Origin of the sequence: Pseudomonas fluorescens, assembly GCF_000802965.1 — a bacterium.
GTDB lineage: Bacteria > Pseudomonadota > Gammaproteobacteria > Pseudomonadales > Pseudomonadaceae > Aquipseudomonas > Aquipseudomonas fluorescens_A.
Map to the genome: position 1 here is coordinate 38,009 of NZ_JSAK01000027.1, position 25,203 is coordinate 63,211.

Consider the following 25,203-nt stretch of genomic DNA (forward strand, 5'->3'; position numbering starts at 1 on the left):
ATGCGGGGTGTAACGATGCTGCGTTGTTGATAGATATCATACAACTTGATTTTTTTATCCTGCAACCCTGTTTGTTCAACGGCGTCGGGATTTTTCGACGTTATTTATTTTTTTTTATAGTCAGTGGTTGCGTTTTTTGTGCTGAAAATCTCTATTTGTTGAGTGTTGTCATACAAGTTGTGCGATTTCTTATGACGATTCCCGCGGAGCGCAGTGCTAGGATTCGATAGCCAAGTTTTTCGGACCCCCTTCATGCAAGAAGATCTCGACGCACCTGCGCGCAAGCGCAGCCACAATCTGGCCCATGACTTGGTGACCAAGCTGACCCAAAGCATCCTGCTCGGTCAGATGTTGCCCGGCGACAAGTTGCCGTCGGAAAACACGATTGTTCAGGAGCACGGGGTCAGTCGCACGGTGGTCCGTGAGGCCATTTCGAAGTTGCAGGCATCCGGTTTGGTCGAAACCCGTCACGGCATCGGCACGTTCGTCATTGAGCGTGCGCCGGAGCAGGGCTTGCGACTGAACGTCGATACCGCGCTGGGGGTGCGCAGCATCCTGGAGTTGCGCATGGGCCTGGAAACCCAGGCCGCGGCGCTGGCTGCCGTGCGCCGTAGCGATCAACAGTTGGCGCAGATGCGCCAGGCGCTCGACGACTATCAAGACCTGCTGGCCAACAATGACAGTTGCGTCGAGGCCGACCGGCGCTTTCACCTACTGATCGCCGAAGCCACCGGCAATGTGTGCTTCAGCGAAATCATGCAGCACCTGGGCAGCGCCATGATTCCGCGAACCCGGGTCAACGCCACCGAGCGTGGGGCGGTTGATTTGAGCAAGCTCGGGCAGTTGGCCAACCTCGAACACGAGGCGATTCTCAACGCCATCAAGCGCCAGGACCCGGACGCGGCGCGGGCGGCGATGTGGTTGCACCTGACTAACAGCCGGGACAGGTTTTCGCCCGGTTGAGAAGCAGATATCGAGTCATCGTTCATCGCGGGCAAGCCCGCTCCCACAAGGATTGAGGTTGTTCACATATTCTGTGTACATCCTCGGACCCTGTGGGAGCGGGCTTGCCCGCGATGTCGTCAGATGCCTGAACTCAAACTGCTGATCAAACCCGCGCTACCCGAACCACCGCTCTGCGTTCCAGATTCAACGCCAGCACACTGATCAATACCACCACCGCACCCACGCCCACCATCAACGTCGGCCTTTCGCCGAGGGCAAAGGACGCGATGACCATCGCCATCGGCGGCACTAGATACAACGTCATCGTCGCCCGGCTCAGGTCAACATGCGCCAGTACATAGGCCCACGCCAGATACGCCAGCGCACTCGGAAAAATCCCCAAGGCAAACACCGCGACTTGCACCCGCAGCGGCGCATTCATCGCCTGATCCACCAACCCTGGCAGGAACACCAACAACAGCAACGTCCCGGACCAGACCGTGTAGCACACCAGCGTCAGCCCGTCGTAACGTCCGGTGTGATGTTTTTGCAGCGCGAAGTAGAGACTCCAGGACAGCGCCGCCAGCAGGATCAGCAAGCCGTGGGCATCGATACTGCCGAAGCCGTGATCGCCCGCCACGACAATCACCACGCCGATCAGCCCCAATAGCACGCAACCCCAGCGCCAAACGCTGACTCGATCCTTGAACACGAAACGCGCCAGCAACGTGCTGAACAGAGGCGTCGTCTGCGCCAACACGCTGGACGCTACGGCGCTGACGCCTTGTTGACCGAAGTTGATTGCCACGTGATGCAGGCTCACCGCAAAGAAACCCAGCCCGAACAGCAATGGCAAGTCGCAAAGTTTTGGCAGGCGAATGCCTTTGAGAAGTGCGACCACTGCCATGAACGCCGATGCCAGCAAGAAGCGCAGTAATGCCAGGTGTACCGGGTCGTAAGCCTGCAAACCGATGTGAATCCCGCTCGGTGAGTAAGCCCAGCAGGCCACGACAAAAGCCATGGCGAGGAAGATTTTCAGCGGGGAACCGGGGGAGGGCGTGAGCGAATTCATGGTGTGCACCGATAGGCATTTGCATGAATTATCAGAACTCGGATCGTTCGCTACAACTGACTTATACTGCGCTAACTGTTCACTTTGGGTGATGTATGGAGTTGGCACAAATTCGTATGTTCAAGACCGTCGCCGAGGTCGGCAGCATCGCCCGCGCGGCCGAAATGCTGCATTGCGTGCCGTCGAACATCACGGCGCGGATCAAGTCATTGGAGGCGGAGTTGGGCGTCGCGCTGTTTCTGCGCGAGGGTCGTGGGTTGCGCATCAGTCCGTCGGGGCAGACCTTCCTGGCCTACGCGTCGAAAATCCTCTCCCTGACCGCCGAGGCCAAACGTGCGGTTGACCCGGCAGCCGAGCCGTCCGGGCCCTTGCGCATTGGCGCCATCGAATCTTCGGCCACCGGTCGTTTGCCGCGCTTGCTGGCCAAGTTCCACAAGCGATTCCCGGCCGTGGCGCTTGAGCTGACCACGGGCACTTGGGGCCAGTTGCTTGATGACACGCTCAATCACCGACTCGACGGCGCGATCGTCGCGGTGGATGTCGAGCGCTCGCACCTCAAGCGCACGCCGATGTACCGCGAAGACCTGCTGCTGATTGCCTCGACGTCGTTGGGGCCGGTGCGCGACATGGCGGACTTGCACGACAAGACCGTGTTCATGTGGCCCCAGGGATGCCCCTACCGTGCGGCGCTGGAGCATTGGTTGTTGCGCCAGGGGCAGGCGTTGCCGATTGTCAGCCTGGCCAGTTACGGCGCGATTGTCGGCTGCGTCAGCGCCGGGGCGGGCGTGGCGTTGGTGCCCAAAGGCGTGTTCGATCAATACGCCAAGGGCGCCGGTTGCGTGGGTTATGAGTTTCCCGAACTGACGGCCATCGAAAACTTGTTCTACTGGCACGAAAACGCCGGGGTGCACCCGGCGCGAGAGGCGTTTGTGGAAATGTTACGCGAAGAGTTTGCGTAATCAACTGGAGAACGCTTGTCTTTGTGGCGAGGGAGCTTGCTCCCGCTCGGGCGCGAAGCCCCCGCAAAATCTGTGATACGAAGCGTGATTTTGGGGCCGCTTCGCAGCCCAGCGGGAGCAAGCTCCCTCGCCACGGGAATCAAGTGTTGGCAAAATTTTGCGTTTCAGCCGTGAAAGCGGATTGATCAGGTCACACCGACATCCCGCATCAGCAGGCCAAACTCAAGGTCCACCGCATCCGGAATCGGCAGATACACCGTATGCCCATCCCCCGGCGCGACCTCGATCGATTCGCCGCGGATGTTTTGCAACTGGTGCAGATCGAAGTGGAAGTTGCCCTTGGGGGTCATCAGTTCCAGGTGATCGCCCAGTCCAAAGCGGTTTTTCACCTTCACTTGCGCCAACCGGTCACGCCGCTCCCCCGTCAATTCACCGACAAACTGCTGCCGCTCCGAGACCGAGCTGCCGTTCTGGTAATTCTGGTATTCGTCATGCACATGCCGCCGCAAAAAACCTTCGGTGTAGCCGCGCTGAGCGAGGGATTCCAGATCGGTCATCAGGCTGCGGTCGAACTCGCGTCCGGCCACCGCATCGTCGATGGCCCGGCGGTAAACCTGGGTGGTCCGCGCGCAATAAAAATGCGATTTGGTCCGGCCTTCGATCTTCAAGGAATGCACGCCCATCTGCGTCAGGCGCTCGACATGCTGCACGGCGCGCAGGTCCTTGGCGTTCATGATGTAAGTGCCGTGCTCGTCTTCGAAGGCCGGCATCAGTTCATCGGGGCGATTGGCCTCCTGCAACAGAAACACTTGCTCGGTGGGTGCGCCGATGCCCAGGGTCGGTTCTGGCTGAAACTGCTGGACGATCTCGCCCAGCTGATTTTCCGTGGCGGGTTGCGCTGAATACTTCCAGCGGCAGGCGTTGGTGCAACTGCCTTGATTGGCGTCGCGCTTGTTCATGTAGCCCGAGAGCAGGCAGCGGCCGGAGTAGGCCATGCACAACGCGCCGTGGACGAACACCTCCAGCTCCATGGCCGGAACCTGTTGGCGGATCTCGGCGATTTCTTCCAGGGACAGCTCCCGGGACAGGATGATCCGGCTCAAGCCCTGTTGCTGCCAGAACTCGACGCTCGCCCAATTCACCGTGTTGGCCTGCACCGAAAGATGAATCGGCATCTGCGGGAAGTGCCGGCGCACCAGCATGATCAGGCCGGGGTCGGACATGATCAGTGCATCCGGCGCCATGGCAATGACGGGCGCGAGATCCTTGAGGAAGGTCTTGAGCTTGGCGTTGTGCGGGGCGATGTTGACCACGACATAAAAGCGCTTGCCCTGGGCCTGAGCCTCGCGAATGCCCAGGGCCAGGTTGGCGTGATCGAATTCGTTATTGCGCACTCGCAGGCTGTAGCGCGGCTGGCCGGCGTATACGGCATCAGCGCCATAGGCGAAGGCATAACGCATGTTTTTCAGGGTGCCCGCGGGGGCGAGCAGTTCCGGAGCAATGAGGTTCATGGTGGCGTCGTTCGCAAAAGCTGCGGAGGGTAAACGCCTTGTCCCGAAGGTTTATTGATCTGGATCTATGCTTGATGAACAAACGGATGGCACTCGCGCGAGCCGTAGCGGCCTAAGCATCAGGACGCAACATTGCGTTCCGACGGACTGACACGGATCGGACATGAACGAAGAGACACTACAAGACAAATCGTTGGCGGTTTTACTGGGGCTGGTGAGCATCGCTTTCATCTGGATTCTGCTGCCATTTTACGGCGCGGTGTTCTGGGCGGTGATCCTCGGCATTCTCTTCGCGCCGTTACAGCGCCGGATGCAATTGAAGTTCGGCTGGCAGCGCAATGTCACCTCGTTACTGACCCTGGCTATCTGCCTGGTGATCGCGATCCTGCCGGTGATCATCCTCAGTTTTTTGCTGGTTCAGGAAGGGGCGACACTATACAAAAGCATCGAAAGCGGCGAACTGGACATCGCCGGGTATGTGACGCACTTCAAACACAGCTTGCCGACCTACTTTCAGCATTTGCTGGATCGGTTCGGGGTGGGGGAGCTGGACGGGCTGCGGGAGAAAATCATCAAGAGTGCGGTGACGGGCAATGAGTTTGTCGCCACCCAGGTCTTCAGTGTCGGCCAGGGTACGTTCGATTTTGTGGTGAGCTTTTTCATCATGCTTTACCTGCTGTTCTTTTTTCTGCGGGATGGCGCCGAACTGGCCCGTAAAGTTCGCTCCGCCGTACCGCTTCAGGAACATCAGAAACGCCGCTTGCAGCTCAAATTCAATCGCGTAGTGCGGGCGACGGTAAAGGGCAACCTGCTGGTGGCGATCACACAAGGCGCGCTGGGTGGTTTGATGTTCTGGTTTCTGGATATCCCGAGCGCATTGCTCTGGGCGGTACTGATGGCGTTTCTATCGCTGCTGCCAGCGGTGGGGGCGGGGATTGTCTGGGCGCCGGTGGCGGCGTTTTTCCTGTTCACCGGGGCGATTTGGCAGGGTGTGGTGCTGGGGCTTTTCGGGGTTTTCGTGATCGGCCTGGTGGACAACGTGTTGCGACCGATCCTGGTGGGCAAGGACACGAAGATGCCGGACTATCTGATCCTGATCTCGACCCTTGGTGGCCTGGCGGTTTTCGGCCTCAATGGCTTTGTGATCGGGCCGCTGATTGCCGCGTTGTTCATGTCGAGCTGGGCGATTTTCATCGAAACCAAACCGCGGGTTCAGCTGCCTTAGGCGCTGAGCTTGGCTGTCTGGGCTGTGCTGACACGCTGTGACAGTTCCCGGGCGGCTGGCAACGAGGTGAGCGGACCGCTGATGGGTTCGCCGTCCAGTACCAGGTACCAACAGGCAAGCAATCCCGACTCTCTGAGCGCTGCGGGAACGGCGCTGCCGATAACGGACATAATCTGAACTTGAGACATCATAAGGACCTCCATCGATCTATGGAGCTACCTTACGGGCCGAGCGATTTTTCGGACAATCAACCTTTTCGATAGTGGTCATTGACGCCGTTGAGGCCAGATGACCGCTCGTCGCTCAGTCGACCACTTGATCAAGCATATGAACCACTTCCTGCTCATTGAGCAGGCCTTTGCGCACCAGGTTCTGCGTCAGCAACGAAAGAAACTTGGCGCTGCGATGACCTTCCAGGTGCTTGAGTTCGGTCAGGGCGTTGTACACCTTGCTCGACGTGCACAGGCCGACTATGCGGTGCGGGTTTTGTGTGGGCATGAGGTCGTCCTTGTTGTTATCAACCTGTTGTTTGCGGACAGGCCCAAGCTTGCGGACCTGACATGACATAAATATGACCGTTGGCTGCCGCAGCGCAGAAACAGTGTCGGGACAATCTTGCCCATTTATGCATTGCCTGCTGTCCCCAGAGCGACCTCGGCGAAATGTATTCAGACCAGGACTCCCAAATGCCCGTACTGAGCGAGCCGATAATCGACATGACTCAAGTGACCCGTACATTCTCGGCATGGCTGGCCATGCCATGACAACCGCACGCCAGTCGATGGCCCTGCAGTACGACAGGAATACCGTTCAGTCGCCGACGCGGATGTCCCTCGACAAAAGTAAATTCGCCCAGATGAAGCGGGCACTTGGCCTTGTCGCCCAACACCGCCGGTGTTCTCCCATTGAGGGTGTGCGTGCCTTCAAGCTGGCAGGAAACCACGGTGCCGTTGCTGCTGGTGGCATCCCCTAAGCAGATAGGATGACTCATGGTCTGGCTACGCCTCCGTTAGGGGAACCGAACTTGAATGGGTCGGCGCCACGGTTCTCGCGGTTTTTCTCTTTGCGCGCCGCGTCCGGTGGGCGGATCATTTGTACCGTCAGGCTGCCGTCTGCACCGGCGTAAACCACGGCACTGGCTCCACCGTCGAGGTAGCTGGCGATGGTGGCCAGGTTGATTTCCACCAGCGCGCTGCTGACCCCGGTATTGCCCAGGCGTCGTCCGATGTTGTAACCCTCGTCGACATTGCCCGGGTCGATACCATGGCCGTCGGTATTCAGGCTGTGCAAGGCGTTGGTCAGGGCGAACTCTGCTTCCTGGTTGTCAGTGGTGTCATAGAATACCCGCACCGGTTTCTGCCCTTCGGGTAAGGTATCCAGAGCCTGTAACCAGCCTGCCTGCAAGGCCCTGGCCTGCAACGCCGGTTTTAGCCGTTTGCCGTTTTCATCCTGCATCGAGACCTTGATCGGGCGGTGCAAATAACCCAGCACCGGCGCGGCGTCGAACTCTTTGACCTGATGCTGGGCCCAGCGGATGGGCAGCCAGGGCGAGGGTTGGAATTCTCCCGGTCCGCGATTGCTGATGGTTTTCCAGAGGGTGGGGAGTTGGGATTGCCAGTAGGCGGTGGACATGGTGCCGGGGCCATAGGGGTGCTTTATACCCTCAGCGCGCTTGCCTTCTTCATATACTTTTCTGAACTTAGGCGAGTGTTCCCAATAAAACGCCCATAGCTTGCCCAAATCAGTACTTTTGTTCTGATTGTCCTCACGCTCGTGGGTGGCATAGCGGCGAATATACCGATCCACCCGATCCGATCGGGTGACCAGCAACCCGGTCATGCTTTCGTATATCGTCGGGACGACTTGGCTGTTCTGTAACCCGGGAGTGCCTGCGACCCGCAAACCGTCTCGCGTGACGTCGCCATCCTCGCTCACAATCAAGGCCTGGGGCACTTCGGGGTTGTCATCAAAGAACTGGAACAATCGCTCGAGCATGCCCTGAGCATGGGTTGTGTTTTCGGCGTCCTGCCACAAAAACAGCGTGACCCCGAGTGTGGCGGCATTGCGACCGTTAAGAATGTTACTCGCAGCCCCTGTATCTGACGGTTGCTTGGGCGGCGCGATGGAAAACACTGGGATTGGCCAATACGCTACTGACCCGTTCGCTGAATGTTTGAAGGCCACTCGAATGTTGATATCTCTGGTGATTTTCCGAGAACTCAAAGAAGAATCGTAGTCCTTGGGGTCACGTGAATAGATTGAAGTGAAGTTGTTGTTTGTTTTTTTGGTTTCTCGCCATATCGATGATTGATGCCAATCATCCACAGTTAGCCCTACTCCCCGGATTTCCAGCGCATAAGTCCGCTCTTGCGTGGCCTGCTGCTCGGCGATTTGCGCCATGACGTTGGCTTTGTATGCGGCAAGCCCCGCCTTTTCACTGGCCACGGCCTTGCCCCACCAATGAACGCTGAAGATGAGCAACATCGGACCCAAAATAGCTGCAATACCCCAGCGCAGTACCGGGTTCATGTCACGCAGCTCCATGTTGAGTTCCTGTGCCTTGATTTGGACGAGCCAGACGAAGCCAAGCCAAAGAAGCAGTAACATACCGGCTATAAGTAAGTAGCCTTTTAGTTTGGGTCTCAGCTGTCCATATTTTTGAGCCTTCATTTGATTACACCTTTTTCTAAAGGAGGCCCAATCAGTAGTGAAGGTGGGGTGATTGGTACCAAGTTGGCCGAGGGGAACTCCCCTTCCTGATAATAAAAATAACTCGCCTCTACCAACGCTTGAGCGTCGGTACTGAGGCGCGACCAACCCGGTAACTTAATGACGTAGTCGAACTGTTTTGTGTCCATCTTCCAATCCGCAATCGCCACCAACACCTCACGCATCCGCGGGTCATCAAGGCAATGAGCCTGGCCAATGGCAATATCCATCGCCGTCACCCAACGCTGGTTTTCCGGGCTGCGCAGGATCGCCGAGTGGTAGGAGTTGGCCCCCCACGTCTTCTGGTCATGCTCCATGCGTGCCCGGGCCTCACGCGGGGTTTCCTCGCGCTCGTGAGAAGAACTGCCGCTGGAGCGGGCCGGGCCTTTTCGTACGGCGCGCGTGTGGTCCTCCGGGTCCTCGGTTAATCCGTTAAAACGCGCCAGCGCCTCCTGCTGCGTGGTATAGGGGGCGTCATACTCGGCAGGCATCCTGATCCACAAAAAGGTTGCGGCGTCTTTGCCCAGCGCGATGCTTTTGCCAACCTCATCGGGTTTGTCCAGACCGGCGCGGGTCGGGCTGCCCTGTATGGCTTCGCCGCCAAACATCTGCGGCGCATGGGGCGGGGTCAGGGCCTCGGCATTGATCAGGCGTTCCTGCCCCTTGGTGATCGGCGCTTGCGAAGCCACGCCGGTGAGCAAGGACGCGCCCGGGTAACGGTGCTCGCCCGGCGCGCGGATGAACTCGGGTTGCGGCGACTTGCCCACCAGCACCGGTTCGCCGTCACGATGGCGCTTGGTCCACAGACGTTGGTACAAACCGAGGGATTGCAGGGCCGTCATCGCCGGGCGCCCGTCGGGCGTGGCATCGGGCACGCCGTAGGTGCCGATGCCTTGCACATCATCCAGCGCCACAGTGGTGTCGTCGGGGCAAAAATACACGTACACCTTGCCGCGATTGTCGCGCTCGGGAAAAACCGTAAAGTTGCCGATTTTGTCCGGCCGCGTCCCTTGCGTGGGTGACCATCGCGGGCCGCTGCGACCGCCGTAGGTTTTACTGTCCCGAAGCGCAGATAACGGTGGCTGCGCGTGCGGGGTTTGCGTCACTGCGCTAACAATCCGGATCAGCGTGGCGAGAGTGTCATGGTCTTTGGGGGTGACCTTGGGCAACACGCTGTAAGGCGAGTCCACGAGAACAAGGGTATCGGCGCAACGCTGGCCCTTGTCCACCAACAAGGCCTGGGCCAGCAGCGCGATCAGAGTGCCCTGGCTGTGGCCCATGATGCTGATGGTTTCATCGGGGGAGACCCGGCGAATTTCACTGACCAGCATCGCCAGTCGGTGTGCGGCGAATACAAAGTAATGCCGCAGCGGCGCATTGGCGAACAGCAAGTAATTGTTCGGACTCGCGCGCTCGACGGTGGCGGTTTTCAAGTTGGACTTGAAACCCTCGCCATACATCTCCGCCAGATTGTTGGTGGCATTCACGAAAAAACCACCGGCCTTGGCAAAGTGGCGATCCAGGCGATTGCCCTGGATGTCCTGAAACTGATTGCGCATCCGAAACGGATCGCCGGCGTCATCACGCTTGACGTGTTCCGGAGCGGCCCGATAGCCCCAGTAGAACGGGATCATCAGGCTGCGGGTTTTGGGGGCGTCTGTGTCGCGCTGATAGAGAAAAGTATCAGGGTCATCGAGCGTAGCTTTCTGATCCGCACTCCGTTCATCAAGCGGAAGTTCCTGGGCCTCAACGTAATCAACCCCATACCGCCCCGCCTTAAGATCCGGTCGATCCAGCCGCTCGCTCACCCCCTGACACAATCCGGTTTCCACTGACTCGTACGACGCCCCGGGATCGTTCACGCCGTGCAGGAAAATCACCACCCCCGGCAGGTCGGCGGGTACCTCCATTTTTCGCGGGGTATGGAAATTGGGCAGCAGGCGAGTCGTGATTTCTGCCACGGTGTAGAGATCGGGGCCGCTCATCGGCTGCCACCTTTCGGGTCTTTGCCACGTAACGCGGCCACTTGCGTCAGATGCATCCTTTCTCTCTCCGTCAGCCCGCTTGAATATGTCGCTCCTTGCACAGTGCTGCCATCCTCCAGCTCGATTTGGTACGCCCGAAGTGATGATCGCTGGCTGAGCCGCGATGGCTGGACGTTAGCGGTCGCAAATTCATCGGCACAATCATGGCGATGTGATGGCTTCGTAGGTTTTTTTAGCGGATGAAAGGCGCAAAGGTGCGTGGATGCTGGAGGAGAGTCTGGAAACGGATTTGATGTTCAAAATGTAAATCAGAACGGTCCTAAGACCCGTCCTACGTGCAGCAATGAAGGTTGATTGAGGTGCGCCGTGGTTTGGTCGAAAGATTGATACAGGGCGGGAACAGATGGTTTACCACGCAGGGGCGTTGAGAGGGCGCCGAAGAAAGGGAAGTGACGGAAGGGATGGCAAAAAATGCCGTGACCGCTGCGCGATCAATTGCCCGCAGACCGCCTGCCACAGGCGGGTGCGCGACGCAGATCAACGTGGGAGCGAGCAGGATCGCTCCCACAGGTAACCGGGTTCAGCGTTGTTTGAGGCGGTCAATCACCACGGCCAACAACAGAATCGAACCGCGAATCACATACTGGTAAAACGTGTCGATGTTCTTCAGGTTCATCGCATTCTCGATGATCGCCAGAATCAACACCCCGGCAATCACATGCCGGATCATGCCAATCCCGCCACTCAGCGAAACGCCGCCCAAGACGCAAGCCGAGATCACCGTCAGCTCAAAACCCTGGCCGATCATCGGCTGACCCGACGTCATGCGCGAAGCCAGAATCACACCCGCCAACGCGCCGATCACGCCATGCACGGCGAAGATGATGATCTTGGTCCGGTCAACGTTGACGCCCGCCAGCAACGCCGCTTCCTGGTTGCCGCCGATGGCCATGGTGTTGCGCCCGTAGGTGGTGTAATTCAACAACCAACCGAAGAACAGGAAGCAGACGATGGTGATCAGGATCGGCACCGGCACGCCGAACAACTGGCCATTGCCGAACACGAAAAACGATTCCTGTGACACGCCCACCGCTTTGCCGTTGGCGAAAATGTAAGCAAGGCCGCGCACGATCTGCATGGTCGCCAGCGTGGTGATCAACGCGTTGACCCGCAGCTTGGCAATCACGATCCCGTTGATCAGCCCGACGATCAGGCCCATCACCAACGCCGCGCCAACGCCGAGAAACACGCTGTCGGTGTCGCGCATCACCACCGCCGCGACCACCCCGGCACAGGCAATCACCGAGCCCACCGACAAGTCGAAATGCCCGGACGCCAGGCAATACAACATGGTGCACGCGGCAATCCCGGTGGTGGAAATCGCCAGGCCCAGGCCACGCATGTTCAGCGGCGAGAGGAAGTTGTCGATCAGCAAGGTGCAGAGCACGAAGATCCCGACGGCCGCCAGCAACATGACCCAGTCATCGAGAAAACGCCGAAGGTCCAGGGGTTTGCGCACGGTCGGCAGGGTTTCGTTTTGGGTTGTCATCATAGTCACCTCTCAGTTCGCCACGCCGTCAGCGCGATGGCGCGGCAAAGCCAGTTGCAGCAGGTTGGATTCATTGGCCTGTTCGCGGCTCAGTTCGCCGCGCATGGCGCCTTCGCACAACACCAGGATGCGGTCGGAAATGCCCATCACTTCCATCAGGTCGCTGGACACTACGATCACCGCAATACCGTCAGCCGCCAGGTTGTGGATGATCTGGTAGATCTCGGCTTTGGCGCCGATGTCGATGCCGCGAGTGGGCTCGTCGAGCAGCAGGACTTTCATCGGCATCGACAGCCAGCGACCGAGAATCGCCTTCTGCTGATTGCCGCCGGACAGGTACATGATTTTTTGCGCCGCGTTGGGCGTCTTCACTTTCAACGCCTTGATCTGCTTGTCGGCGTTGCCCTTTTCCCACAGGCCGCGCAACAGGCAGCCGAAGGTGGAATGGGCACCGCGGGCGCTGATGTTGATGTTCTCGGCGACGCTGGAGAGCGGCATGATGCCCTCCTTCTTGCGGTCCTCCGGACAGAGCAAAATGCCCGCGGCGATAGCGTCGCGAGGCGAGCGCAGTTTCAACTCATGGCCGCGCAGTTCAAGGCGTCCGGCGGTGTTGCGCTCCAGACCGCTGAGCATGCGAAACAGTTCGGTGCGACCGGCTCCGACCAGGCCGAACAAGCCGAGAATCTCGCCTTTGTGCGCCTCGAAACTCACCGGCTCTCGCAAGCCTGGCCCAAGCAGGCCATCGACCTTCAACGCCACCGCACCACGGGGGCGGGAGCGATAATCGTAGATGTCCTGGATATCGCGACCGACCATGCAGGTAACCAGTTGATCGTGGGTCAGCTCGCTCATGTCTTCGAAGGTACGCACGTAGCGACCGTCCTTGAACACGGTCACCGCGTTGCAGATGCGGAACACTTCCTCCATGCGATGGGAGACATACAACACCACTTTTCCTTCGTCGCGCAGGCGACCGATGATCGCCATCAAGCGATCGATCTCCCGCGCCGAAAGGCTGCTGGTGGGTTCATCAAAGGCGATCACGTGTGCGCCACGGGACAGGGCCTTGGCGATTTCCACCAGTTGCCGCTGACCGAGGGACAGACGCCCGACTTTCTCTTGCGGGTCGATTTCGTCAGCCAGCCCCTTTAGGCAGGCCAGCGCTTGCTGACGCAGGGTGCCGCGATTGATCAGGCCGAAGCTGGCCGGCAGGTGACCGAGAAACAGGTTCTCCGCCACGGTCATTTCCGGCACCAGGTGCAGTTCCTGGTGGATCACCGCGACGCCGCTGCCGATGCTGTCGGCGGTGGACTTGAAAGCCATCGTCCGCTCGCCGATCTGCAAATCACCGCTGCTCGGAATGTAGGCGCCACCGAGGATTTTCAGCAGAGTCGACTTGCCAGCGCCGTTCTCGCCCATCAAGGCATGAACCTGCCCCGGATGGGCGACGAAGCTGATGCCATCCAGCGCCTTCACCCCGGGAAAGGTCTTGCCGATCCCGTTGAAGCGCAAGCTGCCACCGGCAGTGTGTTGTTGTACTTGTGTTTGCGCGTGCATAAACCACCTCATCACACCGATCAGGCAACCCCGTTGCCGGGGCTGCCGATGAAATCAACCGAGCCTCAGTTCCACAGGCCGATCTTTTCCAGTTCCTGCTTGAAGTTGTCGCGGGTGATCAGCGTCACGTCGTCCATCGCGGTGTACTTCGCCGGTTCTTCGCCGGTGGTGACCCACTCGTACATCATCGCGGCGGTGTTGTAGCCCTCGATGTGCGGGCTTGGCAGCATCGAGCCGTAGAAGCCGCTGTTGGGTTTCTTCAGTTCGCCGATGGCGTCGGTGCCGTTGATGCCGATGCCGATCACGTTCGCCGCGGCAAAACCGGCGCTCTCGGTGGCGCGCACGCCGCCCAGTACGGTGTTGTCGTTCATGCCGCCGATGATCAGGTTCTTCGCCGCACCCGGCAGTTTCACCAGCGCGGAGTTGGTGGCGTCCATGCTGCCCGGCACGTCGAGGGTTTTCAGGGCGGAGAACAGGATGTGGTCTTTCGGCATGCCGGCATCTTCCAGCGCCTTGACCGAACCGTCGGTGCGTTTCTTGCCGGTGTCGAGTTCGTTGTAGGTGTTGATCACCGCGTAGGTGTCTTTCCAGTCCCAGCCACGTTTTTTCGCTTCGGTGGCCATGGCGGCACCTTGTTTCTGGCCGACTTCGTACGCCGCCATGCCGAGGTACGGCACGTCTTCCATGAACTTGCCGCTGGCATCGACGAAGCGGTCATCGACGGCGATCACTTTCAACCCGTTGAGTTTGGCCTTGGCCATGATCGCCGGGCCGAGGGATACGTCTGGCGGGCAGATCACGAAGCCCTTGGCGCCGTTGGCCGCAAGGCTGTCGATGGCCGACAGGGTTTTCTCGCCATCAGGCACGGCGATCTTGATCAGAGTGAAGCCCTTCTCTTTCCCGGCTTTTTCGGCAAACGCCCATTCGGTCTGGAACCAGGGCTCTTCCGCTTGCTTGACCAGGAAACCGATTTTCACTTCCTCGGCCGCCAGCAGCGTGCTGCTCAGGCTGACCGCAGTGACCGCCAGAGCGGCACAGCACAGGGAACGGATTGCATGACGACGATTCATAAGCTGACTCCTTGTTATTTTTTTTGAGCGTTATTTTGAAAGCGGTGAAACCGTACTGCCAATAGTCATATCGTATGATGATTGGATTTCAAGCGTAGTTGTGTGCCTGAAATCCCGGTTACTCAGTCGTGGTACATCACCGAGCGCCCGCCATCGATGGTGATGCATGAGGCATTGATGAACGGCGCTTCATCACTGGCCAGGAATACAGCGGTCATGGCCACTTCAACAGGCTGGCCGATACGCTTGGGCGGATGCAGATCAAAGGCACGCTGACGCTCGGCGTGAGGGTCGGCAAAGCCGTTCCAGTAGTCGACGTTCAGTTGGGTTTCGATGTAGCCCGGCGCGATGGCGTTGACGCGAATGCCCTTGGGCGCGTACTCGATGCCCAAGGCGCGGGTCAGGCCGAGCAAACCATGCTTGGCCACCGGGTACGGAAAGCAGCCCGGAATAATGTGGGAGGAATGGGTCGAGGCAATGTTGATGATGCTGCCGATGCCCTGCTCAATCATTTGCGGCAACACAGCCTTGCACCCGAACCAGGCGCCATCAAGATCGATGGCGAAGCAGCGGCGCCAATCTTCTTCGGTCATTTCCAGCGGATCGCGGAATACGTTGACTCCGGCGCAGTTGACCAGCACGTCGATCCGACCGTGGCGTTCGACCGCCAGTCTGGCCATGGCGTGCAGATCCTGCTGCTGCGAAACGTCGGCCTTGATCGCCACGACGTCGGCGCCTTTATCCCGCCAGTACGCCGCGACTGTTTCGACTTTCTCGCCCTGGATATCGCTGATGACCAACTTCGCTTGCTGGGAAGCGAAGGTCGCGACAATCGCCTCGCCAATACCCTGAGCGGCGCCTGTCAGCAGCACGACTTTGTTTTTCAGGCGCTCACCTTTCGGCGGTTCGGGAACCGGCGGCAAGGAAAGAGATTCAGTCATGAATCAGGACTCCTTTCGAAAGCACGACGAAAACCGGGCATCCGTGGATGTCCGGTCAAAAGACGTTAAACGTTGGAAAGAAACAGGCGAACGCAAAAACGTTTCATCGAAGAGACGTTCTGAGGCACTGACTCCGCAAGGGAATGCGGTGGAATATCGCTGCATCACTTCACCTGTTTTGTTTTTTTAAGTGTGAGTGCGTGTAACTGATGGCGCCGACTATAAACCCGACCACCAAATAATCTCAATATATAATTTAACATCCCATATTTTGGGATTTACCCGACAAATCGCGTACAGCGCTTTCCGGGCACATCGACACGTATCGACAACACCGCCCCATCCAGCGGATGCTCAAGCGGGCTCGCGGCGCTGGTGATGTACAGGGTTTTCAAGTCGTCATCGCCGAACACGCAACTGGTCGGGCGGCTGACCGGCAGCTCGATCACCCGATCGACTTTGCCTTCCGGGCTCAACCTCAGCAGGCAGCTGCCGTCCCAACGGGCGTTCCAGATGAAACCTTCAGCATCCATCGCCGAGCCGTCCGGACCGCCGCGCCCATGAGCACCGAACCAGGGCTGAGCCGGTTCGAGGCTGCCATCGGTGCGAATGAAATGCTGATAGACCGTACCGTCGAGGCTGTCGCCGAAATACACGGTGGTAGCGTCATCGCTCCACAGCAGCGTATTGGGAATGCCAAGCCCACGGAGCAGCGGCGTCACCCGCGCATCGCGATCAATGCGGAACAGACCGCCGGAACGCCGTTCAATTGGCAAGTCTTCGCCCTGTTCGCCAATGTTGTTTTGCATGGTGCCGAGCCAGAGTCGGCCTTGGGCGTCGCAGCGGGCTTCATTGGCGCGGTTGCCCGGTTGCGGGTCGGCGACGCAGAGCAATGTCAGACGAGGATCCAGGCCTGGCGAATCCAGATCAAGGCGATACACACCGCTGCTCAAGGTCACCAGCGCGTCGCCGCTTTCGCAGGGAATGAAGGCCGACACATGCTCCGGCATCTGCCAGATCTGCACGTTGGCGCCGATCAACCGCAGCGCTTGCTTGCCGGCGATGTCCACCCAGTACAACGCCTGGGTCGGCACATCCCAGAACGGGCCTTCGCCAAGCTGCGCCCGGTGTTCGGTAACCGCAGTCCACGTCATGAAACCTCCTGCTTTCTTATTGTTTTTTGTGTAGGAGCCGGCTTGCTGGCGATGGCGTTTTCCAAGATCACAATCGCTATCGCCAGCAAGCCGGCTCCTACACAGGGTCTTCGTTGTCAGCTGGCTTTTTTGTCGGCCATGAATTGCGGGTAATAGCGTTTGATGGCCAGGTCGGCGTTGTCGATCAGGGTCATGCAGGCCCAGACACCCCGCGCGGCATCCCGGGCGGCGATGGCGTCGGCCATGTCTTTGTGAATTGGCAAGGTGCGGCGCAGCTCATCCGGGTCGGCGGCGGACACTTCAAAACACACCGCCAGCAGCGCGCCGAGGGCCGGGACCATCTGTTCGATGAATTGATTGTGGCTGGCGGCGAGGATGCACTCGTGGAAAAACTGGTCGGCGCGGTTGTAATCGATGCCGCTGTCCACTGCCCGCTCCAGCGCGTTGTAGGCCAGCAAAACCGCCTCCACCTGCTCGACGGTCGCTCGTTCGCAGGCCCAGCGCACGGCCATTGGTTCGATGGTTCGGCGCAGGTCGAGCAAGTCATCGACAAAGTTTTCCGGCAAGCCGCTGCGCGACAGCCAGCCGACGACTTGCGGATCAAACAGGTTCCAGCGCCGCACCGGCAACACCCGCGTGCCGACTTTCGGCCCGACTTCGAGCATGCCTTTGGCAACCAGGGTCTTGATGGCTTCGCGGATAACCGTGCGGCTGACGCCGAGTTGTTCGCCGAGGTCGGCTTCGACCTTGAGGGTTTCGCCAGGCTTCACTTGACCGGTTGCGATCCAGCACCCCAGCCAATCGACGGTCGTAGCATGAAAGCTGCTGGACATGGACACCTCAAAGCCGTTTGCGATGGGTGCCCACGCTAATCATCATATGATTGGCTGTCAAATAAAAAGATCGCAGCCTTCGGCAGCTCCTACAGGAACCGCCGAAGGCTGCGATCTTTTCAAGGCTCCAGACCGATACGGAAAAACTCCCCGCCACTCCACACACCCAACCAGCGCTGCCCGTCGATCTCTCGGCTGACCGCCAGCTCCACCAGTTGGTAGAACACATTGCGATGGATCAACGCCTCAAGGTTAGTGCGCACATGTACGTACGGCGCCGGCTCCTGGGTGACCGGATCGATCACCACGCGAATCGGGTGCTCCGCACCGGCGTCGGTGGTTTCGTCGACGTTGGTGGTGAAACGCAAGATCTGCACCTCGCCCTCGCCTTCTACGTCCACGGCAATCGCCACGAAAGGCGCGTCATCGACCTTTATGCCGACCTTCTCGACCGGGGTGATGAGGAAGTAATCATCGCCGTCGCGACGAATGATGGTGGAGAACAACTTGACCATCGGCTTGCGCCCGATCGGTGTACCCAGGTAATACCAGGTGCCGTCGCGGGCGATGCGCATGTCGATGTCGCCGCAGAAGTCGGGGTTCCACAGGTGGACCGGCGGCAAGCCTTTGGTTTTGGGGATTTGCCCCAACAGGTCGTTGGCTTTTTGCGGGCCACTCATGGCCATCTCCTTGGATTACTGGTCGCTGAGCCCCAGCAAGCTACGAGCGTATTGCTCCAGCGGCGGGCCCATCAGGTCTTCTGGCTTCTTGTCGTGGAACGTCAGCAAACCGCCACGACTCTTGATACGTGCAGTATCAATCAAATACTGGGTGCTGGTCTCGATCAACATGATCTGAATCACACCACTGTCGACACCGAGGCGATCCAGCGCTTCCTGATCCAGCCATTCATCCGAGTTGCCGATACGGTCGTCAGACTTGGCGAAACGGGTATAGAGCAGGTAATGGGCACCGACGGAACGGGCTTCGCTCATGGCCTGGTCAAGGCCTTCCGGTGCGCGGGCGCGCCGGACCATCGGGAAATAATCGACAAAACCGTCGAAGGCCACTTCGGCAATGACATTGGGTCGTGGATAAACGGCACTGCCCGGCGGCATGAACGCGCCTTGGGCGATGTAGACGAACGAGTCCGGCTGAATGCGCAGGTTGTTCACACGGCGGCTGTCGCTATGGTCCAGCAGGCCCGCGTCGCTCATGTGGTAGCGAGTCCCTTCGGCCATATCGCTGACATTCATGCAGCCACCAAGCGCCAAAACGGCCAGCAGCAAAACCAGGCTACGCATCCTATCCTCCAGAGGCCGGTGACGGAAAACCGGCGAATGGCGGTGGGATGCAGATTTTGCGCCATTCCTTGCGACCACGGATATTTCCAGATTGATAATGCGGACCTGTGACGAGGGAGCTTGCTCCCGCTCGGCTGCGCAGCCGTCGTAAATAGTGAGGAATACTGTGTGTTTGATAATTTAGAGCTGCTTCGCACCCCAACGGGAGCAAGCTCCCTTGCCACAGGGCCAGATCAGCCGCCGATAATCTTCATGACCGTCGCCCCACCGGAAAACGCCACTTCCTGCTTATCGCCCAAGGCTTTCACTAAAAGCCGCTGTAAGCCCGGCAAAGCTTGATGACGCGGCTTGTCCAGCAGATCGCCGACATAGTGTCGGTTACTCGACGACAGGCAGCCATGCAGCCATCCAGTAGACGAAAGGCGTAGTCGCGAACAGGTTCGGCAGAACGGCACGCTTTCGTTGGCAATCACGCCGAAATGGCCCATGCCCGGAATCTCGTAGCGCACCGCCGTGGCATCGACGGGAGCGTCAGCCTGGAGGTATTCGTAATGCTCGCCGATCAGACTCAGCAACTGCTGAAGACTGACAAACTGCTGAAGAAAGGCGTTGGAATCGCTGGCCAGGTGGCCCATGCGCATCAGCTCGATGAAGCGCAATTCATAACCGCGTTCCAGGCAGTAATCGAGCAATGGCATCACTTGATCGAGGTTCTGCCCGCGCAATGGCACCATGTTGACCTTGATCTTGATGCCAGCGGCGCTGGCCTGATCCATGCCGTCGAGCACGGTAGCCAGGTCACCACCACGTGCGATTGTGCGGAATGCGCTGGCATCCAGGGTATCGAGGGAAACGTTGATCCGCCGAATGCCGGCATCCACCAACAAAGGAAGCTTCTTCGCCAGCAATTGACCGTTGGTGGTCAGGCTGATGTCTTCCAAGCCCATTTTCCCGACAGCGGTCATGAAGGCTTCGAGTTTCGGGCTGACCAACGGCTCGCCACCGGTGATGCGCAAACGCTCGATGCCTGCCGCTTCAATCAGATAAGCCACGCCGCGTGCCATGGCCTCGGCCGACAATTCATCCTGCGCAGCCACCAGCCGCTTGCCGTTGGGCACGCAGTAGGTACAAGCGTAATTGCAGGCTGAGGTCAGGCTGATCCGCAAATTGCGAAAACGCCTGCCTTGACGGTCAACGATCATGGATCACTCCGGCGAAAGAAAATCGAACCGCTAAAACTTGACTCACAAATCAAGTTTTAGCAAGTCCCATGCCTGAGTATATTCCTGCGGCATTGCGCCATGTAGGGAAATCACAACGCAATAAGGCAGCTGAATGGCTCAGCTGCTCGGGGTGTCGGTGTCGCGCTTGCGCTTGTTGCCCATGCGCACGCCGATGTCCATCAGGAACTGGAAGAAGCCTTCCTGATCTTCCAGCACATTGCTCCAGAACGGCGAGTGATACAGCGCCACGGCACCGTGCACCAGCGCCCAGGACGCGCAATAGTGGAAATACGGCGGCACGTCTTCTAACTTGCCTTCGCTGATGCGGCCCTTGATCAACAGGGTCAGGCGTTCGAAGTTCGAGGCGCGAATCTTGTGCAGCTCCTCGATCATCTCCGGCACCTGGTTGCCCTTGACTACCTTTTCTTCCAGGCGATCGAACAAGCGATAACGCTGTGGATCACGCATGCGGAATTCGAAGTAAGCGCGGGACAGGGCTTCCTTGTCCTTGTCGACGTCGGCGGAATGCAGCAGCTCGTTCAAATCGCGCTCGTAGTCGAGCATCAGGCGCAGATAAATCTCGGCTTTGGATTTGAAGTGCTTGTAGATCGTGCCTTTGCCGATACCGACGGCATCAGCAATCATCTCGACGGTGACACTGTCTTCACCTTGTTCGAGGAACAGCTTGAGCGCGGTATCGAGAATTTCTTGCTCGCGGCGACGAAACTCACGGACCTTACGAGGTTCTTTATGCATAAGAAAAGGTCTGTAGGGGTCAAAATTCGAAGCCGCGTATTATGCCTAAATTACGCAAAAATGCACGGATCATCCGACCATGTCAGTGTTTCTTGATGATTTCGTACAAGGTCTTCAGTTGATGAGAACGCTTCCGAAGCGGGCGTATTCCAAAATTGTTTAAAAACCGGGGCTAGTAAACTGGCAACGGCGCAATAGTGATCAATACTTGAACTGTCGGCGGGGCATCTCCCCCAAGTGTCGCGCCGATATTGGTACCAACGGACCGCGTGCCATTGTTTTACTCCTAATGGTCTTAACCCGGATTCACCCCCCAGAACCCGGGTTTTTTTTGCCTGCGATTTAACCTTTCACATGCGCCAGCGGAAACAGGCGCTTGAAATTTTCGGTGGTCTGCTCGGCAAATCGCTCGTAGGACTCCCCCCGCAACATCGCCAGGAACTCTGCCACTTCCCGCACATACTGCGGCAAGTTCGGCTTGCCGCGATGGGGGATCGGCGCCAGGTACGGTGAGTCGGTTTCCACCAGCAATCGGTCAGCAGGCACCTTGCTCGCCACATCACGCAACGCGTCGGCATTGCGGAAAGTGACAATACCGGACAGGGAAATGTAATAACCCATGTCGAGCGCGGCTTTGGCCATGTCCCAGTCTTCGGTGAAGCAATGCAGCACGCCCGCCTGGGGCAGCGCCGCTTCACGCAGCAAGTTCAGGGTATCTGCGCGGGCGCCACGGGTGTGGATGATCACGGGCTTGCCGGTTTGCTGTGCAGCTTGCAGGTGCAGGCGGAAAGATTCCTGCTGCAACTCTGCCGCTTCGGGCTCGTAGTGATAGTCCAGACCGGTTTCACCGATCGCCACCACACGTGGGTGATTGAGTTCATGTAGCAACCAGTCCAGTGCGGGCGCTGCACCGGGCTGAACATCCAGTGGATGCACGCCGACCGAGCAGTCAACGTCGTCATACCGGTCGGCCAGGGCTTTGACATCAGCGGCGTTGTCCGCGCTGACACCGATACACAGAAAGTGCCCTACCCCACGCTGACGGGCCGCCTCAAGGGCAGCATCCAGGGAGCCGTCGTGGGCGGCGAGGTCGAGGCGATCAAGGTGACAATGGGAATCTACGAGCATAAAAAGGGCTGCAACTTACATCGTATGAGTGGGACGGTCGGATTTGATGACTCCGGCCAGATGGGTTTCGATGCGACTGCGCGCGGTGTGGTCGGCTTCATTGAACTGCACGCCAACCCCGGCCGCGCGGTTTCCCTGAGCGCCTTTGGGGGTGACCCAGGCGACCTTGCCGGCCACCGGGATCTTTTCCGGTTCATCCATCAAATGCAGCAACATGAATACCTCGTCGCCCAACTTGTAGCTCTTGTTGGTCGGGATAAACAGGCCGCCGTTCTTGATGAAGGGCATGTAGGCCGCGTAAAGCACCGACTTGTCCTTGATGGTCAGGGACAAGATTCCGTTACGCGGCCCCGGGCTGACAGGTTCATTCATGCTGACCTCCACTGCTGATTGACAGAGTTTAGGCCGCGCGATCACCTCTGGGTAGGCAAAGAAGCCCATTGCACCAGCAGCGCTTCCAGCAACAACACCCGATTGAGGTTGGCCTTGCTCAACACTTTCTGACGCTGGGCGAGGATCCAGTCCTGAATACTCAGGACCTTCTCCTGACCGGTTTTCTGCGCCAGGTACTGAATGACTTTGCGCATATCCGTCAGTCCCAGCCCGGCTTCGTCCTGGGTCAATTGATAACGCAGGATCAGGCTCGACCAATCGCAGAACCAGTCGAACAGCAGCAACAACGGAATCGCATTCCAGCCTTCGGCCAGTTGTGTCGGCGATTGCTGCTGCTTGAGCAGTTTCTTCACCCCTTCGACCACTTGCGCGCGCTGCTCGCGCACGCCCTGGGCCTGAAGGTTGACCGCGGCCAATGGCGACCCGGCAGCCAATGTCAGCAATTCGATGCGTTCTTCTTCCGAACAGTCCGGCAGTGCCTTGGCCAACCATTCCCGACTCATGGCCTCACTCGGCAGTGGGCAAGCCTGCTGCACGCAGCGACTCTTGATGGTCGGCAGCAAACGGCTCGGCTGATGGCTGACCAACAGCAACACGGTATCGCCGGACGGCTCTTCAAGACTTTTGAGCAGGGCGTTGGCGGCATTGATGTTCATCGACTCGACCGGCTCGATCAGCACCACTTTGCGCCCGCCCAACTGCGCGGTCTGAACCACGAAGCTGACCAGATCGCGAACTTGATCGACCTTGATAGCCTTGTCGGCCTCTTCCGGTTCCAGAATGTAGTTATCGGGGTGACTGCCAGCCTTGAGCAACAGGCAGGACTTGCATTCTCCGCAGGCGCCCTGTGCGGTCGGACGCTGGCACAACAGGCTGGCCATCAAGCGTTCGGCCAGCGCGCGTTTGCCGATTCCGGCCGGACCATGCAGCAGGTAAGCGTGAGCGTGCTGCGTACGACCGGCTAGCTGCTGCCAGAGACTGTCCTGCCACGGATAGGCTTCAGCCACGAGTCAGCTCCAGCAAACGAGGCAGCAAGGCATCCAGGGATTGCTGAACCTGTGCCAATGGTTGCGCGGCGTCGACCAGTACGTAGCGCGCAGGCTCCGCGGCGGCGCGCTTGAGGAAGGCACTGCGCACGGCGTCGAAAAAGGTCCGGCCTTCCAGCTCGAAACGATCCAGACGACCACGAGCACTGGCGCGAGCCAGACCCACTTCCACCGGCAGATCGAAGATCAGCGTCAGATCAGGGCGCAAATCACCCTGTACAAAGGTTTCCAGGGTAGCGATACGCTCCAGTGACAAGCCGCGACCACCACCCTGGTAGGCGTACGTCGAGTCGGTAAAACGATCACACAACACCACGGCACCGCGGGCCAATGCCGGGCGAATCACCTCGGCCAGGTGCTGGGCTCGCGCAGCGAATACCAGCAGCAGCTCGGTGTCCGGGTTCATGACTTCGTCGACTGGCGCCAACAGCACTTCGCGGATGCGCTCGGCCAACGGCGTGCCGCCCGGTTCACGGGTCAGCACGACCTCGATACCGGCGCCGCGCAGGCGCTCTGCCAGGTATTCGCGATTGGTGCTTTTGCCGGCGCCTTCCGGGCCTTCCAGAGTAATAAACAAGCCAGTCACAGGCAGTCCTTAGTCAGAGTCATTGCGGGCTTTTCGGTGCATCTGCTTCCGGCTCAGGCACGGGTGCAGGTTCAGGCGCTGGCTCTTGCGGCGAAACTGGCGGCAGAGCCTCAGGAACTGTGTCAGGTGAAGCGGCCGGGATCAGCTCCTGCTCTTGCTCGGGCTGACCTGGCTCAGCCTGAGACTCCAGCGCCGGGGTTGGCGACGTCTCGGGCGCGGTGACCGGTGCAGGGCTGGAACGATAATCCGCGCGACGCTTGAGCTGGTACTCCCGCACCGCGTTGTTATGGGCGTCCAGGTCATCGGAGAACACGTGACTGCCATCACCGCGTGCCACAAAATAAAGACTGTTGCCCGCCACCGGATTCAGCGCTGCGTGGATCGCCTCACGCCCGACCATGGCAATCGGGGTCGGCGGCAGGCCGGCGATCACATAGGTGTTGTATGGCGTCGGCTCCTTGAGATGGGCGCGGGTCAACTTGCCGCTGTAACGGTCACCAAGGCCGTAGATTACCGTCGGATCGGTTTGCAACAACATGCCGATCGCCATGCGCCGCACAAACACACCGGCAATCTGCCCGCGCTCCTGTGGCACACCGGTTTCCTTTTCCACCAGCGAGGCCATGATCAGCGCCTGGTAGGGGTCACTGTACGGCAGGTCGGTCGCGCGCTGGTTCCACTCCTTGGCGAGTACCTCATCGAGGCGATCGTAGGCGGTTTTCAGCAGCTCGACATCGGTCATGCCACGCACAAAACGGTAGGTATCGGGGAAGAAACGCCCTTCCGGGAAAAGCCCGGCATGACCGAGTTTTTCCATGACCTGGCTATCGCTCAACCCTTCCAGGGTGTGATCGAGTTTTTCCTCTTTGGCCAATGCTGCACGGACCTGATGGAAATTCCAGCCCTCCACCAGCGTCACGCTGTATTGCACCATTTCCCCACGCTTCCACAAGTCGATCAGACCTTCGACGGTCATGCCGGGAAGCATGCGGTACTCGCCGCTGTGCAGGGGTTGTTTGGGCAGATTGAAGCGCCAATACACGCGCAGCCAGAAAGCGTCCTTGATGAGACCATCGGCTTCAAGTCGCAGGAAAGTGCGGTTCGGTGTGGTGCCCTTCGGCACCTCCAGCAGTTCTTCCTGAGCGATATTCAGCGGCTGCACCAGCGCCGAATGAATTTTCCAGGCAGAAGCGCCCAACATCAGCCCCGCCAGAACCAGTCCGGTTTCCAGCAGCAGCAAGAATTTACGTCTCACGT

The 25,203-nt window shown here is 58.9% G+C and carries 25 protein-coding genes; 3 read left to right on the top strand and 22 right to left on the bottom strand.

Features of this window, described 5'->3' with window-relative positions; all coding sequences use genetic code 11:
- Positions 1 to 252: 252 nt before the first annotated feature.
- Positions 253 to 963, top strand: a complete 711-nt coding sequence (locus NL64_RS20745; RefSeq protein WP_034149932.1) for a FadR/GntR family transcriptional regulator — start codon at positions 253 to 255, stop codon at positions 961 to 963.
- A 145-nt stretch (positions 964 to 1,108) separates the two neighbouring features.
- Here NL64_RS20745 and NL64_RS20750 read toward each other — a convergent pair whose 3' ends face one another.
- The gene (locus tag NL64_RS20750) at positions 1,109 to 2,017 is read right to left on the bottom strand and encodes a DMT family transporter (RefSeq protein WP_034149933.1); all 909 of its coding nucleotides are present in this window, start codon (positions 2,015 to 2,017) and stop codon (positions 1,109 to 1,111) included.
- Between the two features lie 95 nt (positions 2,018 to 2,112).
- Here NL64_RS20750 and NL64_RS20755 point away from each other — a divergent pair, with 95 nt between their 5' ends.
- Positions 2,113 to 2,976, top strand: coding sequence for a LysR family transcriptional regulator (locus tag NL64_RS20755; RefSeq protein ID WP_034149934.1), 864 nt, complete (start codon positions 2,113 to 2,115; stop codon positions 2,974 to 2,976).
- A gap of 185 nt (positions 2,977 to 3,161) precedes the next feature.
- Here the strand turns inward: NL64_RS20755 and trhP are convergent, their stop codons facing one another.
- The gene (gene trhP, locus NL64_RS20760; RefSeq protein ID WP_034149935.1) at positions 3,162 to 4,487 is read right to left on the bottom strand and encodes a prephenate-dependent tRNA uridine(34) hydroxylase TrhP; all 1,326 of its coding nucleotides are present in this window, start codon (positions 4,485 to 4,487) and stop codon (positions 3,162 to 3,164) included.
- A 163-nt stretch (positions 4,488 to 4,650) separates the two neighbouring features.
- Between trhP and NL64_RS20765 the strand changes: the two genes are divergently transcribed.
- Positions 4,651 to 5,712 (top strand): AI-2E family transporter, encoded by a 1,062-nt coding sequence (locus NL64_RS20765; protein WP_034149936.1) that lies wholly within the window; start codon positions 4,651 to 4,653, stop codon positions 5,710 to 5,712.
- Here NL64_RS20765 and NL64_RS20770 read toward each other — a convergent pair.
- The 20 genes from NL64_RS20770 to mltG form a co-directional block, all read right to left on the bottom strand.
- Complete coding sequence (locus NL64_RS20770; protein WP_034150126.1) at positions 5,709 to 5,900, bottom strand: hypothetical protein; 192 nt, start codon at positions 5,898 to 5,900, stop codon at positions 5,709 to 5,711. The genes NL64_RS20765 and NL64_RS20770 overlap by 4 nt on opposite strands.
- 115 nt (positions 5,901 to 6,015) lie before the next feature.
- The gene (locus NL64_RS20775) at positions 6,016 to 6,210 is read right to left on the bottom strand and encodes a hypothetical protein (RefSeq protein ID WP_034149937.1); all 195 of its coding nucleotides are present in this window, start codon (positions 6,208 to 6,210) and stop codon (positions 6,016 to 6,018) included.
- Between the two features lie 223 nt (positions 6,211 to 6,433).
- On the bottom strand, positions 6,434 to 6,703 hold the full coding sequence (locus NL64_RS29750; protein WP_080758046.1) for a PAAR domain-containing protein: 270 nt from the start codon (positions 6,701 to 6,703) through the stop codon (positions 6,434 to 6,436).
- On the bottom strand, positions 6,700 to 8,382 hold the full coding sequence (locus NL64_RS20785) for a type VI lipase adapter Tla3 domain-containing protein (protein WP_080758048.1): 1,683 nt from the start codon (positions 8,380 to 8,382) through the stop codon (positions 6,700 to 6,702). Before NL64_RS20785 ends, NL64_RS29750 begins: the two co-directional genes overlap by 4 nt.
- Positions 8,379 to 10,406: a T6SS effector phospholipase Tle3 domain-containing protein gene (locus NL64_RS20790; protein WP_034149940.1), complete on the bottom strand. Its 2,028-nt coding sequence runs from the start codon at positions 10,404 to 10,406 to the stop codon at positions 8,379 to 8,381. The genes NL64_RS20785 and NL64_RS20790 overlap by 4 nt, the downstream gene beginning before the upstream one ends.
- A gap of 580 nt (positions 10,407 to 10,986) precedes the next feature.
- On the bottom strand, positions 10,987 to 11,955 hold the full coding sequence (araH, locus tag NL64_RS20795; RefSeq protein ID WP_034150127.1) for an L-arabinose ABC transporter permease AraH: 969 nt from the start codon (positions 11,953 to 11,955) through the stop codon (positions 10,987 to 10,989).
- 12 nt (positions 11,956 to 11,967) lie between these two features.
- Positions 11,968 to 13,512 (bottom strand): L-arabinose ABC transporter ATP-binding protein AraG, encoded by a 1,545-nt coding sequence (araG, locus tag NL64_RS20800; protein WP_034149941.1) that lies wholly within the window; start codon positions 13,510 to 13,512, stop codon positions 11,968 to 11,970.
- Positions 13,513 to 13,577: 65 nt separating this feature from the next.
- Positions 13,578 to 14,582 (bottom strand): substrate-binding domain-containing protein, encoded by a 1,005-nt coding sequence (locus tag NL64_RS20805; RefSeq protein ID WP_034149942.1) that lies wholly within the window; start codon positions 14,580 to 14,582, stop codon positions 13,578 to 13,580.
- Between the two features lie 122 nt (positions 14,583 to 14,704).
- Positions 14,705 to 15,523, bottom strand: coding sequence for an SDR family oxidoreductase (locus tag NL64_RS20810; RefSeq protein WP_034149943.1), 819 nt, complete (start codon positions 15,521 to 15,523; stop codon positions 14,705 to 14,707).
- A 278-nt stretch (positions 15,524 to 15,801) separates the two neighbouring features.
- The gene (locus NL64_RS20815) at positions 15,802 to 16,677 is read right to left on the bottom strand and encodes an SMP-30/gluconolactonase/LRE family protein (RefSeq protein WP_034149944.1); all 876 of its coding nucleotides are present in this window, start codon (positions 16,675 to 16,677) and stop codon (positions 15,802 to 15,804) included.
- 116 nt (positions 16,678 to 16,793) lie between these two features.
- Positions 16,794 to 17,510, bottom strand: a complete 717-nt coding sequence (locus tag NL64_RS20820; protein WP_034149945.1) for a FadR/GntR family transcriptional regulator — start codon at positions 17,508 to 17,510, stop codon at positions 16,794 to 16,796.
- A gap of 119 nt (positions 17,511 to 17,629) precedes the next feature.
- Complete coding sequence (locus tag NL64_RS20825) at positions 17,630 to 18,190, bottom strand: DUF1285 domain-containing protein (RefSeq protein WP_034149946.1); 561 nt, start codon at positions 18,188 to 18,190, stop codon at positions 17,630 to 17,632.
- A 15-nt stretch (positions 18,191 to 18,205) separates the two neighbouring features.
- A complete protein-coding gene (locus NL64_RS20830) occupies positions 18,206 to 18,814 on the bottom strand; it encodes a DUF4823 domain-containing protein (RefSeq protein ID WP_034149947.1) in 609 nt (202 codons plus the stop codon).
- Positions 18,815 to 19,047: 233 nt separating this feature from the next.
- The gene (locus NL64_RS20835) at positions 19,048 to 20,016 is read right to left on the bottom strand and encodes a GTP 3',8-cyclase MoaA (RefSeq protein ID WP_034149948.1); all 969 of its coding nucleotides are present in this window, start codon (positions 20,014 to 20,016) and stop codon (positions 19,048 to 19,050) included.
- A 138-nt stretch (positions 20,017 to 20,154) separates the two neighbouring features.
- The gene (locus NL64_RS20840; protein ID WP_034149949.1) at positions 20,155 to 20,793 is read right to left on the bottom strand and encodes a TetR/AcrR family transcriptional regulator; all 639 of its coding nucleotides are present in this window, start codon (positions 20,791 to 20,793) and stop codon (positions 20,155 to 20,157) included.
- A gap of 342 nt (positions 20,794 to 21,135) precedes the next feature.
- Entirely contained in the window at positions 21,136 to 21,921 is a 786-nt protein-coding gene (locus NL64_RS20845; RefSeq protein ID WP_034149950.1) for a TatD family hydrolase, read from the bottom strand.
- 15 nt (positions 21,922 to 21,936) lie between these two features.
- On the bottom strand, positions 21,937 to 22,293 hold the full coding sequence (locus NL64_RS20850) for a PilZ domain-containing protein (protein WP_034149951.1): 357 nt from the start codon (positions 22,291 to 22,293) through the stop codon (positions 21,937 to 21,939).
- Between the two features lie 41 nt (positions 22,294 to 22,334).
- Entirely contained in the window at positions 22,335 to 23,321 is a 987-nt protein-coding gene (locus tag NL64_RS20855; RefSeq protein WP_034149952.1) for a DNA polymerase III subunit delta', read from the bottom strand.
- Positions 23,314 to 23,946: a dTMP kinase gene (tmk, locus tag NL64_RS20860; protein ID WP_034149953.1), complete on the bottom strand. Its 633-nt coding sequence runs from the start codon at positions 23,944 to 23,946 to the stop codon at positions 23,314 to 23,316. Before tmk ends, NL64_RS20855 begins: the two co-directional genes overlap by 8 nt.
- A gap of 19 nt (positions 23,947 to 23,965) precedes the next feature.
- Complete coding sequence (gene mltG, locus NL64_RS20865) at positions 23,966 to 25,201, bottom strand: endolytic transglycosylase MltG (RefSeq protein WP_034149954.1); 1,236 nt, start codon at positions 25,199 to 25,201, stop codon at positions 23,966 to 23,968.
- Between the last annotated feature and the right edge of the window lie 2 nt (positions 25,202 to 25,203).

Bases quoted from the DNA above. Each gene is read 5' to 3' on its own strand.
- NL64_RS20745 (WP_034149932.1), top strand. From the start codon at position 253: ATGCAAGAAGATCTCGACGCACCTGCGCGCAAGCGCAGCCACAATCTG.
- NL64_RS20750 (WP_034149933.1), bottom strand. From the start codon at position 2,017: ATGAATTCGCTCACGCCCTCCCCCGGTTCCCCGCTGAAAATCTTCCTC.
- NL64_RS20755 (WP_034149934.1), top strand. From the start codon at position 2,113: ATGGAGTTGGCACAAATTCGTATGTTCAAGACCGTCGCCGAGGTCGGC.
- trhP (WP_034149935.1), bottom strand. From the start codon at position 4,487: ATGAACCTCATTGCTCCGGAACTGCTCGCCCCCGCGGGCACCCTGAAA.
- NL64_RS20765 (WP_034149936.1), top strand. From the start codon at position 4,651: ATGAACGAAGAGACACTACAAGACAAATCGTTGGCGGTTTTACTGGGG.
- NL64_RS20770 (WP_034150126.1), bottom strand. From the start codon at position 5,900: ATGTCTCAAGTTCAGATTATGTCCGTTATCGGCAGCGCCGTTCCCGCA.
- NL64_RS20775 (WP_034149937.1), bottom strand. From the start codon at position 6,210: ATGCCCACACAAAACCCGCACCGCATAGTCGGCCTGTGCACGTCGAGC.
- NL64_RS29750 (WP_080758046.1), bottom strand. From the start codon at position 6,703: ATGAGTCATCCTATCTGCTTAGGGGATGCCACCAGCAGCAACGGCACC.
- NL64_RS20785 (WP_080758048.1), bottom strand. From the start codon at position 8,382: ATGAAGGCTCAAAAATATGGACAGCTGAGACCCAAACTAAAAGGCTAC.
- NL64_RS20790 (WP_034149940.1), bottom strand. From the start codon at position 10,406: ATGAGCGGCCCCGATCTCTACACCGTGGCAGAAATCACGACTCGCCTG.
- araH (WP_034150127.1), bottom strand. From the start codon at position 11,955: ATGACAACCCAAAACGAAACCCTGCCGACCGTGCGCAAACCCCTGGAC.
- araG (WP_034149941.1), bottom strand. From the start codon at position 13,512: ATGCACGCGCAAACACAAGTACAACAACACACTGCCGGTGGCAGCTTG.
- NL64_RS20805 (WP_034149942.1), bottom strand. From the start codon at position 14,582: ATGAATCGTCGTCATGCAATCCGTTCCCTGTGCTGTGCCGCTCTGGCG.
- NL64_RS20810 (WP_034149943.1), bottom strand. From the start codon at position 15,523: ATGACTGAATCTCTTTCCTTGCCGCCGGTTCCCGAACCGCCGAAAGGT.
- NL64_RS20815 (WP_034149944.1), bottom strand. From the start codon at position 16,677: ATGACGTGGACTGCGGTTACCGAACACCGGGCGCAGCTTGGCGAAGGC.
- NL64_RS20820 (WP_034149945.1), bottom strand. From the start codon at position 17,510: ATGTCCAGCAGCTTTCATGCTACGACCGTCGATTGGCTGGGGTGCTGG.
- NL64_RS20825 (WP_034149946.1), bottom strand. From the start codon at position 18,190: ATGAGTGGCCCGCAAAAAGCCAACGACCTGTTGGGGCAAATCCCCAAA.
- NL64_RS20830 (WP_034149947.1), bottom strand. From the start codon at position 18,814: ATGCGTAGCCTGGTTTTGCTGCTGGCCGTTTTGGCGCTTGGTGGCTGC.
- NL64_RS20835 (WP_034149948.1), bottom strand. From the start codon at position 20,016: ATGATCGTTGACCGTCAAGGCAGGCGTTTTCGCAATTTGCGGATCAGC.
- NL64_RS20840 (WP_034149949.1), bottom strand. From the start codon at position 20,793: ATGCATAAAGAACCTCGTAAGGTCCGTGAGTTTCGTCGCCGCGAGCAA.
- NL64_RS20845 (WP_034149950.1), bottom strand. From the start codon at position 21,921: ATGCTCGTAGATTCCCATTGTCACCTTGATCGCCTCGACCTCGCCGCC.
- NL64_RS20850 (WP_034149951.1), bottom strand. From the start codon at position 22,293: ATGAATGAACCTGTCAGCCCGGGGCCGCGTAACGGAATCTTGTCCCTG.